The organism is Commensalibacter sp. M0355 (genome assembly GCF_016101365.1).
In the GTDB taxonomy this organism is placed as follows: Bacteria; Pseudomonadota; Alphaproteobacteria; order Acetobacterales; family Acetobacteraceae; genus Commensalibacter; species Commensalibacter melissae.
Genome location: NZ_JACFQQ010000002.1, coordinates 421,339 through 433,351 on the forward strand (window position 1 = coordinate 421,339; position 12,013 = coordinate 433,351).

Consider the following 12,013-nt stretch of genomic DNA (forward strand, 5'->3'; position numbering starts at 1 on the left):
TATAACCACTTTATTAAATTGATTTTTTTTATAATTTTCAATATAATAATAAACCTACTTGAAATAATGGGATATTACGAATGAAAAAAATTATATCCTGTGAAAGGAGGAAGGAAGCATGTTAAAATTTAACCGTATCATTTATGGTATCTTGTTTAGCAGTATTATCGCTTGGACAATTTATATTCTCACTATTGATTTTTATGCCCTTACCCTTTTAACCTATGGACCTCAATCTGTTACTACAGGTCCCATTCCTATAAAATTATCGCATCTTTCCTCTCTAACCTCGATAAATTTATTTACCTTGCTGATTATTACGCTATCAATTCTATTTAATAAAATTAAGTGTCAAAACCTTTTTAACTGATATCTTATTAAAATTTAATAAAATATTTTGAGATAATACCACTATACAAAATAACCGTAAAATCCTACCTTTTTTTGTTACAAAATTTTCCCCCGGATATCTATAATATTTTCATCCTTATAATAAAATTATGCATTGATGCTTCAATAGCATTCATCCAAATAAAATCTATAATTTAGCAAAACCTTAAACCCGCATATTTGCTATTTAAGTAATAGCATCAATGGCTATAAATCTTATCTAAATACACTGCCTAATCTTCAAATTATTCATCTATTTACTATGAAAAATTAAAATGTTGTTGACTCTCATAAATGGACACAAAAAATTTGAAAAAATACATTTTTAAAAAATAACATGTTTAAATTGGTAAGTTAATTTTTATAGTACAAATTTCTATATTAATAAAACATTTCATGAAACACTCAATACAAGCTTAGAGTTGTAAATTAATTAATAATTAAAGAATTGAATTGCATGTATATCTTATCTATCATTATACGGGCTGTAACTACATAATTCTTTATCACTTTTAAATAATCGTAATATAAACCGACCATTTTAAGGTTGATCTCTTTTTCCATTCATTTTACGATTATAGGCATATATTAATTTATTATACATTTTTTACATGTATATAATTTTATTATGAATTATTAACGTAAGGATAATCATGGATATCGAAAAATTTGCACTCCGTCGCTTTACCGCTAAAAGATATGATCCAACAAAAAAAATTCCTGATCATATTATAAATCAGTTAGTTGACCTTTTACGCTACACACCTACTTCAATTAATTCACAACCTTATCACTTCATTGTCGCTTCCACGGAAAATGGTATTAAGCGCGTTGCCTCATCAATGGTAAGGGAAGAATTCCTTTATAATAAACACAAGGTTGACCGTGCTTCACATACAATTGTTATTTGTTCAAAAACAGATATGGATGAAGCCTATATTCGCAAAATTATTGAACAAGAAATTAAGGATGGCCGTCATAACCCAAATTTAAACAAGGAAGAATTTATCAATCTTTATATCGGATATATGAATCTGCATAAAAAAATTCTAAAGGATCTTCCCAATTGGACAGCAAAACAAGGTTATATTGCTCTTGGAAACTTATTACTAGGTGCCTCGTTAGCAAATATAGATGCTAGTCCCATTGAAGGATTTGATGCAGATATTTTAGACAAAGAATTCCACCTAAAAGAAAAAGGATTTACAAGTATTCTTGTAATTACTTTGGGTTATCATGATAAAACTGATTATAACGCCAAACAACCTAAATCACGTTTCCCCAAAGAGGAACTCTTTACATTCTGTTAATCAGGATAACTGATTTTTAACGATTACAATATTGTGTAACAATAATAGGTTATTGATTCACCTTTTTGAACCATAAAATCGGTTTCCTATCTCTGGAAAACCGTATTATCATACCGTCATTATGCCAATATAGTGCCAATGTTGAAAAAAACAGATTGGCATCTTGTTCATATTGGCAGTATATTAAATCTGGAACTGATTTTTTAATTATCAAGGCAACAGCTGTTTCACTTAAAAGACAAACTTCTCCTCACTGTGTCGAATTATTGCCTGAAGAAGCAAAACAAGCTAAAAATGAACTTGATTTCTGTATACGTCGTTAATCATCAATGTCAGTCGCCATTCAACTGGTCTATGCTGATTGAAAAGTTTCAACTCATATTCCATGGAAAACCCATAATCAAAGATATGCATCCTATTCTTCCATCTTGACCTATATGGCTGGCAAACCACTGTTCCTTCAGCCATTTTTTCTGGTTTCTCCTGTGCCAACGAGAACGACCATCAAGGGGTAATCAAAAAAACAAATCTGGATTTTATTAATTAATTAGCAACGAAAAAATAATCGGTTTGAATGACATCGACATTCATATGGTTAATGAATATTACTTCATGCTTTTCTTTTTCTACCATCTAATCTCAGATCAGATTAATATAAAAAAACTCACTTAACCACATACATTTCCCTTTAAAGGTTTATTAAGCCTTAAGAAAGAAATTTCTACCAACATTCTTGTTTGGGCAAAAATTTCCGCTATTGATTAAGTCAAAATCGGATAAAATCTGTAAGAATCCATCTTGTTCTGCAAGAAATCGGAAAAACTAGGTTTTGCTGTTATTCACGTTTCATATGCAATCTTGACCTTGGTCTGCTGATTCCTGCCAACCAGGTTTTAAGCTTTTTTTGCAGAGAAAATAAAGCAACAAACAGACATTACAACTATTACTGTTGTTGTAATATCCTTTCCATTGAAAGCCAAAACTATTTTGGCAAGTCATACAAGCTGATACCATTGCAATTGGAAGAACAATTATGCATAATCCATACTGATCATGAATTGCAGTAGAACAGTTGAACCGTAAGATTATAACAGACCTTCAATTTTTTCGGGCAATAACTGAACCCAAATTGCAGATATTCACAATTTAATTTTTAATAAAAGCGAACTAGACATATAATTATTTGGCACGCTTTTAATATTAGCTAATGAATTAAATTTTAGAATCATTAACTATTGGATGGTTTTACCATGATGCAAGCAGTTAGTTTTTTACAGGCCATCTGGGCGGCATTTAAACTTAATCCTGTCACCCTAGCGCGATATATCTTGCTTTTACCTTTTTGAACGACTTGTACCTGTTGTTTACCTGAAAAAAGAGAAGCTCGATTTTTTGCAATACCAATAGCATTTTTCGCCTGACTTGATGAAGCAAAAGCTCCGACCTGAATTCCCCAGTTCCCTGATAATGATGACTCATTTTCTTTTTTAGTTAAATCCATACCTCTTTTACGATTATAATTTACAGTAGCCACTGCAGCTGGAAATTGGTAGGAAATGGGTCTATAATATTGTTTCCGTTCTGATCTTGATGGCAAAGCTGCCGGAGCTGATGCAACCTGAACAGGCATTGGACGCGATTGCATTGCTGGTGCCTGGGTTGATTGATATCCCCTAGCCAACCATGCTGATTTAACATCTTGACGCGTAACGACTGATGGTGCAGTTGAAGAAGCAACTGGATGAGTGTCAAAATTCTTCCATTTAACTGGATAGGTTGATACAGCAGGCTGTGAAGGCAATGGTGATGCCATAGCAACTTGTGTCGCTGCTGAGCCCGCTCCTTGTAAACTTTGCCTGTTCAAACTATCAGTTGTTGCAGAGCTTGTCCCATTAAGACTGGCCTGATTAAGCGTTTCTGTCGTCTGGCGATTTTGCCATGCATTCTGCACTGCCTGAGCTTGAGGCGATAATGCCATTCTTTGAAATCCGGCTTGCGTTGCCGCAGCATATTGAACTGCACTGACACCCATACCATTTTCATGACCCTCTACCATCAAATCAGCTTGCGATTGTCGGTTTGGTTTTATACCCTGAATTTGAGGGCCAATTGAGGCAACATACCGTCGGGTTTCCAAAGGTAATGTACGATTATGTGTTAAGAAATCATCCAATCTGCCAGGCCCCCCATTATATGCAGCCAAAAAACCTGGAGAGCCATAAATATCATACATTTGACGAATATATGCCGTTCCAGCCATGATATTATCATGAGGATCATAAGCATCATCACCTAGATTATAAGCAATTTTCATTTCATCATATGTTGGGGGCATTAACTGCATCAACCCCATCGCACCGGGACCGGAAGTTACCAGTTGCCCATTATGGTATAAACTTCCACCAGACTCCTGCTGCATAACTGCCCGAATCCATATTTCAGGCACATCAAACCGAGCAGATGCCTCCCGAATATATGGCCCCCATGGATCCTCTGGAGGCCCTGGTGGAGTATAGTAAGAACGGGCATTCGCTTTATAATGCGCAACTTCCTGAGCAATAGGTATTTGTTGCTGACGGGGTGCATTGTTTGCACATGCAGCCAACATTCCAATAATACATCCGAGCACACCAAAACGAACCATGGATAAATAAAGAGATTTATCATGAAGTTGTTTTTCGTTTTGTCTGGAAATAATAAACTTCATTGAACCAGATTTGAGTTTTTCGCCAGATCCTGTAAAATCTTCTGATCGCTTCATTATACCTTTACCCTTATCTACATTCCATAAAGAATTTATTTCCAAATAAATCCATTTTTTTCAGTGTTATCTTACGAAGCTGTTCGGATTGCAAAGACTTGTACGAATCAGATAAACACTTTAAGAATTCTATCTAAGATGTACATTATAAAGCATTTCTTTACAATAGAGTAAGAAAACTTATTATTAAAAGTATAAGAATAAAAAAAATCCCCGTCATTTTTTGAAGAATGATTTGTGTATATTTTATTCTTTATGATAAACCATGACTAAATATTTTGTTTCAACAAGAATTGATGTCTAATCTTTAAAATGTCCACGCAAATACGAACCAGTAATCAGAATTTTTATTATCGACATCTACAATGTTGGATCGATATTAAAGAAAGTTTAAAATTGTGGAAACTAGCTTATTCAATGGCATGGCTAGATATCAAATTACGTTATAAAGGTTCCCTTTTAGGACCTATATGGATGACATTCTCATCAGCGACGATGATGTTGGCAATTGGTCTCATTTACGGTTCTCTGTTTAAAATCCATACGGAAACCTATCTCCCTTATCTTTCAATCTCTTTTATTTTTTGGCAAAACGGTATTGCCAATATGATTGTTGATGCATGTCAATGTTTTCTACAAACCGACACTTTCATTCATTCACTTAAACTTCCCTTTTTCCTGCAAGCGATCCGTACTGTTGTCAGGAATTTCCTGATTACCATTTTAAACTGCATTACTCCCTTTCTTGTAATTCTTTATTACAATAAATGGCCTGGTATGATTATATTATTATCCATACCAGGATTTATTATTTGGATTATCAATAGTCTTGCCATCAGTATTTTTCTAGGTTGTATTTGTGCGCGTTTTCGAGACATTCCTCAAATAATCAACAGTCTTATACAAATTGTTTATTACATCACCCCGATCATGTGGATGCCATATCAAATTCACAAACATCAATATTTACTTTTAATTAATCCAATATTTAGCACAATGCAGATCATCAAGGGACCTATTCTAGGTGAAATCCCTACCATTTCTGTTTATCTAAGTGCTTTAGTTTATAGTTTTGTATTATGGGGACTTGCTTGGATAATGTTTATACGGTCGAAAACAAGGCTGGCTTTTTGGATATAAAATTTAAACTATTTATTTATAAGATATACAAAGCGATTGAACCATGAATATTAAGGAAAATTGTTCTATTTTTACTTTTCGCCCGCCTGGCGTATTGAAAAGCTCAGTTAATCATTCAAAACGTTTGCGTCATCCCTTGATCCCGGCTTACGAAGGGCAAAATTTAAATGATTTAGGATTTGAGATTGATCCGCACAATAACAATTTAAATGATATTCTAACCTATAACCCTGAAGGAAATCTCTTTTTATCAATTCTTGAAAATGCTTATTTTATTGTTCAAGAGGGATTCGATGGTGTAGTTATAACAAATGATCTACAATTAATTGATGAAACTCTTCATTTTTGTAAAAATCAGTCTTTAGATCAAATAGAGATTAATTTGAATGATGCACAATTATTAGAAGAAATTTTTCTCGCTTTTGATCCCAAATGGATGCAATACGACCACTGGATGGGATATTGTCTGTCAAAATCTTATCTGGCAAATTTATATACACCTACAACAATGAAAATTGCCATTCCTGAATATAGAAACAATAATCTATTCATTGGTAATTCAATATCTCGTGAATTATATGATAACACATTAGAAAAAGCTAAGCTAAACTCTCGTACAATATTTTTGAAGGACGGTATATATAAAGCGAAAAAACTAGCATTATTCCATCCAAACAGTCATTATCCTTACGATTATTTCAATTTTCATGACACTAGAAAAATCTTCAATTTCATTAACAAAAATTCCCGATATAAAAATAACCTTCCCACAAATTTCTTAATTGCAACAAATCAGAAAAATCAATCCTGTTTTTCTGATAATATTCAATCAATCTTGACCCAGGCTTGTAATGAATTGAATTTACCCATTATCCATTTAGAGAATATGGACTGGGAATCACAAATCGCACTTTTTTCACAGGCTGAATTTATCATAGCTCCACATTGTCCTGAACTGATTAATCTATATTTCTGTCAAAAAGACACAACCTTATTGGAATTGACCTCTTTTAATAAAAATAAATCCAGCATATCATGTTGGCCTTTTTTAATAGCCTCCACAAACAATATCAACTACTGCTTTATTGACATGCTAAAAGATAATATCAATATAGAATTTTTTAAAAATACTGTTCGTAATGTAAGAGCGTTATAAAATCCAATCAATGAATCAATCAAGTTTTATAAAATTAGAGGAACTTTCATTACAATTCCCTCTTTATCATAGCAATCATCGTTCCTTAAAAAAAACATTATTTGCTAAGGCAGGAAAGTTCATCTCTAAACAACAACCCTTAAACCAGAAAACAGGTGCTGATATTCTGGTTGACAATACTAACCGTATAACAGTTCAAGCATTGCGAAATATCAATCTATCAATAAAAGCGGGAGAGCGTATTGGATTGATCGGCCACAACGGGGCAGGAAAATCAACCCTGCTTCGTGCAATCACTGGAATATACGAACCCAATTCTGGAAAAATCATTACTAACGGTAAAATAGAATCTTTATTGGATACGAATGCTGGCATGAACCGTATCCTCTCTGGTAGAGAAAATATTTATTTAAGGGGTAAACGTCTTAAATACAATAATGAGCAGATCAAAGCCCTGGAAAAAGATGTTGAGGAATTCGCACAATTACATGAATTTCTCGATTTGCCAATCAAGACATATTCTGCAGGTATGATGATGCGATTAAGCTTTGGTCTGGCAACATCTGTAACCCCAGATATTTTGCTCATGGATGAATGGTTTATGGCTGGAGATAATAATTTTCAGGGTAAAGCAAGACAACGATTAGAAAATATAATCAATAAGGCAGAAATTGTTGTTTTAACAACACATTCCATGCCAATCATTAGGCAATGGTGTACCCGTGTAATATGGCTAAAAGCTGGAGAAATATACGCTGACGGATCAGTGGAAGAGACAGTCAGCCATTATGAAAAAAGCATGCGTGAAAATTCTTTCTAAAAACTCAACATGATATTATTTAACTATTGAATTATCACAACAATCATCGCATGATGGATCATATTCATAATATTATAAATATATAATAAAATGTCTCCTAATTCTAATTCAGAACAACCAACCCAACAGGAACAGCTCTATTCTCTTCTTCAAATTGTCATCTTGTTGACCGTAGGGGTTATAGCAGTCTGGCTTATTGGCGATTTGATGATGATTATTTTTGCGGCAACACTAACCGCCATAATTCTGAAGGGACTTGCAACGATCGTTCGCAAACATACACATCTTCCCCACTGGCTAGCTCTGACCATAGTTTTAATTTTAATTGTTGGCATTATTAGTGCAGTCATCCTAACCAGCGGACCGCAGATTAATGAACAAATTATCAAATTAAAACATGCTCTTGGAACTCAAGTCGGGACTTTCAGGGATCGTTTGCATAATAATCCTTTGGGGGACATGATTATGAATTATCTTCCCAATTCTATTGGTGGGGGTTCTAATAATAGTAATGCTCATTTTACCCTTGGCTCTAGAATTGCAGGTTCAATGACCGGTTTTATTACATCTGTATTTGGGGTTCTTGGCACCATATTTGTTGTATTCATAGCGGGTTTATATTTTGCTGCCTCACCAAATTTATACGGTAATGGCCTACTCCGTCTTTTCCCAGGTCGTCAACGTCCAAAAATCCGTAAATTATTAATGGTTGGCGGACATGCCTTATGGTCCTGGACAGCTGGACAATCTCTGGACATGCTAGTCGTCGGGATTTGCTCTTTCATTGGTTTAAGCATTATTGGGGTACCCTTGGCCCTTGCATTGGGTTTTGTTGCCGGCATGGCGAATTTTATCCCTTATATCGGAGCAATCATAGGGGCTGTTCCTGCTGTTTTAATTGGTTTTTCTCAAGGTAATAAAGAAGGTATATTAGTCATAATCTTATATTGTATCATCCAGTTTTTAGAAGGAAATGTCTTATCACCTCTTATCCAAAAACATACTGTAAAAATGCCTCCTGCTATCACTATCTTATCTCAAACTGTTTTTGGTACAATTTTAGGCATGCCAGGACTGATCCTTGCTTCACCTCTGACAGCTGCAATACTAGCCATTATGGATGCCAGTACTCCGAAACTGAAATCAGATGAAGAACTGCCCCCCATTGAATGATTCAATAATAAAACTGTAGAAACACAAATAAAAATTTTATTTACTACTATTATTACTAAATATTCATTTATATTGATTAATGAAAAATTAAATATTAATATCTTTACTACTAATATTTAAATAATAATTACGCGCAAAATATAAATCATGATAAACTTATTATTGATATTAATATTTAAGTCTTATAAGGAGGGATCATGACTAATCAACATGACACAATCAAAATCCACAATATTGATAAAACAATCGTTCGAATTGCTCTAGGAACATGGGCAATCGGCGGATCATCATGGGGAGGACCCGATGACGACAATGCTATCAAAACCATTCATGCAGCACTAGACAATGGTATCAATATGATTGATACAGCGCCAGTTTATGGTTTTGGCCATGCAGAAGAAGTCGTAGGTAAAGCCTTAAAAGGGAAAAGAGATAATATTGTACTGGCCACTAAAGTCGGATTAAATTGGGATAATTCTGGTAAAATGTTTAGAGATTCCAGCCCAAAACGTATCCAAAAAGAAATTGAGGATTCTTTACGCAGACTGAATACAGACTATATTGACCTTTATCAAATTCATTGGCCAGATGATAAAACCCCGATTAAAGAAACGGCACAGGCTATGGAAAAATTGAGAAAAGAGGGCAAGATCAAAGCAATCGGTGTCAGCAATTTTTCAACCAAACAAATTGAAGAATTCAGCCAATATGCCGATTTGGCCGCTATTCAACCTCCATATAACATGTTCGAAAGAAGTATCGAGAATGATATTCTTCCTTGCGCAGAAAAACATAAATTAGCCACCCTTTGTTACGGTTCAATTTGCCGTGGCTTGTTAAGTGGAAAAATGAACAAAGATACTAAATTCACGGGGGATGATTTGAGAAAATCTGATCCTAAATTTCAACCACCCCTTTTCGAACATTATTTGGCAGCGACTAGAGATCTGGAAGAATATGCACAAAAAAACTACAATAAAAGTTTGCTAGCCTTGGCTGTTCGCTGGGTCATTGATCGTTATAAAGGCAATATTGCACTTTGGGGAGCCAGAAAACCCCAACAGATAAATGGTGTTCAAGATGCTTTAGGCTGGCAATTGACAAAAGAGGACTATAAAGAACTTGATGAAATTCTTGCCAAACATATTAAGAAAAATATAGAACCTTCTTTTATGGCTCCACCAAGCCGATAAAATAAATTGGGGCGTTTATTCTATAATCATTAAATGGAATCAACGCTTCCAATTAATTCCTAATGAGAATTTTGTCCTAAATTAATAATCAAAACTCCTATAATTATAAATAATATTCCCATAATTGAAATCATAGTTAATTTTTGTTGGTAAATCACCCATCCAATCATGCAAATTCCTACTGTTCCCACCCCAGACCAAATTGCATAGGCTATTCCAACAGGAATGATCCTTAATGCGATCGATAATGAATAAAATGATATGGCATATCCTATCAGGGAAACAATCGTAAATCCCAAATTTGTAAAACCATTTGATGCTTTTAAACTGCTTGTCGCAATAATTTCAATACAGATAGCCATTGTTAAATATAAATAAGGCATTAACAATCAAACCATTTCAACATATAATAAATTAGAATTTTTAAAGGAGGAAGATTATGGGTATTTTTGGCACTATGATTATTATTGACATTATCATTGGCCTGTTGATTTTATTTATATTGAAAATTATCGGCTCCACATTAAAAACCAAAAAAACAATTGAAGAACGAATTTCCCAAGATACAAATGAATTCAATCAATTTTAATATTATTTTTCGTGAATATCAAATTGAATAGATGTATGATTATTAATAACCTTACCAATAATTGGGGTTATTGTTACTTTTATATTTGCTTTTTTATATTCTTTCGCAATTTTAAACATTGATTGCATTATTTTTGTTTCATTTACATTACTTCTTTGATGAAGTGGAATAACATGTAATAATTTTTCAGAACTTATTTTTTTATTTCCGGTTAATAAAATTGAATCTATAACAGGATTGTCGTTATCTGATTTGTCAGGGTGAGATACAATTGAAGAAATAGTTTTTATAGAGGTTTTCTGATGCTCAACCAAAGCCGAAACATTTGTTGATGGTAAAATAAAACTGAAACCTATAATAAACAAATAATAAAATTTATTGTGTATTCTATATATATTTTGCATAATCTTTCTCATTCCTTAAGCTAAAATCATTTATTTCAATATTTCATCAAAATAATCAGATATTTAAATCCACCCCCGCAATTCTTCATTAATCAAGCCCTCAAGCATATCAATTCCTATTTCCCCATCGTTTAGACAGGGAATATAAATGAATTTTTTACCTCCTTCTTTTAAAAATAAAGCTTTATATTGATGACCGATTTCTTCAATTGTCTCAAGACAATCTGTTATAAAACCCGGCGCCATGACCGCTATATTTCTTACACCTTCCGTGACGAGTTTTTTAATAACATCAGTGATATTAGGTTCTAGCCACTTGCCGGGCCCAAAACGGGACTGATAAACCAACGGCATATACCGCTCATCTTTATTCATCATTTTTCGCAATGCCGTGGCGGTCTTTTGACATTCCTGTTCATAGGGGTCCCCTCTATCGACATAGGTTTGCGGCAGACCATGAAAAGATAAAATTATACGTTCTGGTTGTTCGGATAATGAGTTTAAGGTCATTTCAATTTGTTTATATAAAGCTTGAACATAAACCGGATGATCCGCAAACGAAAACATCGTGCGTATTGCAGGTTGTTTGCGATATTTCTGCAAAATTCTAAATAGCTTATCATTGACACTTGCCGTGGTTGTCGCACTATATTGCGGGTATAAGGGCAAGAGAAATAAATGATAAAATTGTTTTTTTAAGAAATGACTGATTTTTTGCTCAATGGATGGTTTTCCATATGACATTGCCCAATCAATTAATACAGGTTTGTTCTTGAACCGTGATTGCAACTTTTGAATTTGACGTTCTGTAATCACACTTAATGGACTTTTATTTTCTTGGTTATCCCAAATCATTCGATAAGGTTTTACAATCCGGAATGGTCGAACTGTTAGAATGATCCCCTGTAAAATAGGTTGCCAAATCAAAGGATTCATTTCTATAACACGTCGATCCGAGAGAAACTCTGATAAATAACGTCGTATTGCGCCATAAGACGCTGCTTCCGGTGTTCCCAGATTTACCAATAAAATCCCAATTTTTTTCGGGCTTACGACAGTTTGCATATTTAAAACCAC

Annotated in this window: 13 protein-coding genes; 9 read left to right on the forward strand and 4 right to left on the reverse strand. The window is 33.9% G+C overall.

What is annotated here, in order from left to right; genetic code table 11:
• Positions 1-118 precede the first annotated feature (118 nt).
• The 3 genes from H3T44_RS05620 (at position 119) to H3T44_RS05630 (ending at position 2,023) form a co-directional block, all read left to right on the forward strand.
• Complete coding sequence (locus tag H3T44_RS05620; protein ID WP_198196504.1) at positions 119-370, forward strand: hypothetical protein; 252 nt, start codon at positions 119-121, stop codon at positions 368-370.
• Positions 371-1,043: 673 nt separating this feature from the next.
• A complete protein-coding gene (nfsB, locus tag H3T44_RS05625; protein ID WP_198196505.1) occupies positions 1,044-1,700 on the forward strand; it encodes an oxygen-insensitive NAD(P)H nitroreductase in 657 nt (218 codons plus the stop codon).
• Between the two features lie 65 nt (positions 1,701-1,765).
• Positions 1,766-2,023, forward strand: a complete 258-nt coding sequence (locus tag H3T44_RS05630) for a hypothetical protein (protein ID WP_198196506.1) — start codon at positions 1,766-1,768, stop codon at positions 2,021-2,023.
• A gap of 905 nt (positions 2,024-2,928) precedes the next feature.
• Here the strand turns inward: H3T44_RS05630 and H3T44_RS05635 are convergent.
• On the reverse strand, positions 2,929-4,461 hold the full coding sequence (locus H3T44_RS05635; RefSeq protein ID WP_232347522.1) for a lytic transglycosylase domain-containing protein: 1,533 nt from the start codon (positions 4,459-4,461) through the stop codon (positions 2,929-2,931).
• A gap of 312 nt (positions 4,462-4,773) precedes the next feature.
• Here H3T44_RS05635 and H3T44_RS05640 point away from each other — a divergent pair, with 312 nt between their 5' ends.
• The 5 genes from H3T44_RS05640 to H3T44_RS05660 all read left to right on the forward strand — a co-directional run bounded on the left by H3T44_RS05640 (position 4,774) and on the right by H3T44_RS05660 (position 9,943).
• Positions 4,774-5,601, forward strand: coding sequence for an ABC transporter permease (locus H3T44_RS05640; protein ID WP_198196507.1), 828 nt, complete (start codon positions 4,774-4,776; stop codon positions 5,599-5,601).
• 43 nt (positions 5,602-5,644) lie between these two features.
• Positions 5,645-6,757, forward strand: a complete 1,113-nt coding sequence (locus H3T44_RS05645; protein ID WP_198196508.1) for a glycosyltransferase 61 family protein — start codon at positions 5,645-5,647, stop codon at positions 6,755-6,757.
• 10 nt (positions 6,758-6,767) lie between these two features.
• Positions 6,768-7,577 carry an ABC transporter ATP-binding protein gene (locus tag H3T44_RS05650; protein WP_198184739.1) on the forward strand — a complete coding sequence of 270 codons (810 nt, stop codon included), beginning with the start codon at positions 6,768-6,770 and terminating at the stop codon, positions 7,575-7,577.
• A gap of 90 nt (positions 7,578-7,667) precedes the next feature.
• Positions 7,668-8,750, forward strand: coding sequence for an AI-2E family transporter (locus tag H3T44_RS05655; protein ID WP_155571718.1), 1,083 nt, complete (start codon positions 7,668-7,670; stop codon positions 8,748-8,750).
• A gap of 197 nt (positions 8,751-8,947) precedes the next feature.
• Entirely contained in the window at positions 8,948-9,943 is a 996-nt protein-coding gene (locus H3T44_RS05660) for an aldo/keto reductase (RefSeq protein WP_110438664.1), read from the forward strand.
• Between the two features lie 59 nt (positions 9,944-10,002).
• Here H3T44_RS05660 and H3T44_RS05665 read toward each other — a convergent pair whose 3' ends face one another.
• Entirely contained in the window at positions 10,003-10,326 is a 324-nt protein-coding gene (locus tag H3T44_RS05665; protein WP_198196510.1) for a multidrug efflux SMR transporter, read from the reverse strand.
• A 56-nt stretch (positions 10,327-10,382) separates the two neighbouring features.
• On the opposite strand from H3T44_RS05665, the gene H3T44_RS05670 reads away from it, so the two are divergent.
• Positions 10,383-10,532 (forward strand): hypothetical protein, encoded by a 150-nt coding sequence (locus H3T44_RS05670; RefSeq protein WP_155580137.1) that lies wholly within the window; start codon positions 10,383-10,385, stop codon positions 10,530-10,532.
• A 2-nt stretch (positions 10,533-10,534) separates the two neighbouring features.
• Here H3T44_RS05670 and H3T44_RS05675 read toward each other — a convergent pair whose 3' ends face one another.
• Together H3T44_RS05675 and hemH are read right to left on the reverse strand one after the other, a co-directional pair.
• Entirely contained in the window at positions 10,535-10,936 is a 402-nt protein-coding gene (locus tag H3T44_RS05675) for a POTRA domain-containing protein (protein WP_155571717.1), read from the reverse strand.
• A 63-nt stretch (positions 10,937-10,999) separates the two neighbouring features.
• Positions 11,000-12,001, reverse strand: coding sequence for a ferrochelatase (gene hemH / locus H3T44_RS05680; protein ID WP_198196511.1), 1,002 nt, complete (start codon positions 11,999-12,001; stop codon positions 11,000-11,002).
• Positions 12,002-12,013: the final 12 nt, after the last annotated feature.

What these genes read in the sequence shown, in the direction of transcription:
- H3T44_RS05670 (WP_155580137.1), top strand. Translation starts at nt 10,383, where the DNA reads ATGGGTATTTTTGGCACTATGATTATTATTGACATTATCATTGGCCTG.
- H3T44_RS05650 (WP_198184739.1), top strand. Translation starts at nt 6,768, where the DNA reads ATGAATCAATCAAGTTTTATAAAATTAGAGGAACTTTCATTACAATTC.
- H3T44_RS05635 (WP_232347522.1), bottom strand. Translation starts at nt 4,461, where the DNA reads ATGAAGCGATCAGAAGATTTTACAGGATCTGGCGAAAAACTCAAATCT.
- hemH (WP_198196511.1), bottom strand. Translation starts at nt 12,001, where the DNA reads ATGCAAACTGTCGTAAGCCCGAAAAAAATTGGGATTTTATTGGTAAAT.
- H3T44_RS05645 (WP_198196508.1), top strand. Translation starts at nt 5,645, where the DNA reads ATGAATATTAAGGAAAATTGTTCTATTTTTACTTTTCGCCCGCCTGGC.
- H3T44_RS05665 (WP_198196510.1), bottom strand. Translation starts at nt 10,326, where the DNA reads ATGCCTTATTTATATTTAACAATGGCTATCTGTATTGAAATTATTGCG.
- H3T44_RS05640 (WP_198196507.1), top strand. Translation starts at nt 4,774, where the DNA reads ATGTCCACGCAAATACGAACCAGTAATCAGAATTTTTATTATCGACAT.
- H3T44_RS05620 (WP_198196504.1), top strand. Translation starts at nt 119, where the DNA reads ATGTTAAAATTTAACCGTATCATTTATGGTATCTTGTTTAGCAGTATT.
- H3T44_RS05675 (WP_155571717.1), bottom strand. Translation starts at nt 10,936, where the DNA reads ATGCAAAATATATATAGAATACACAATAAATTTTATTATTTGTTTATT.
- nfsB (WP_198196505.1), top strand. Translation starts at nt 1,044, where the DNA reads ATGGATATCGAAAAATTTGCACTCCGTCGCTTTACCGCTAAAAGATAT.
- H3T44_RS05655 (WP_155571718.1), top strand. Translation starts at nt 7,668, where the DNA reads ATGTCTCCTAATTCTAATTCAGAACAACCAACCCAACAGGAACAGCTC.
- H3T44_RS05660 (WP_110438664.1), top strand. Translation starts at nt 8,948, where the DNA reads ATGACTAATCAACATGACACAATCAAAATCCACAATATTGATAAAACA.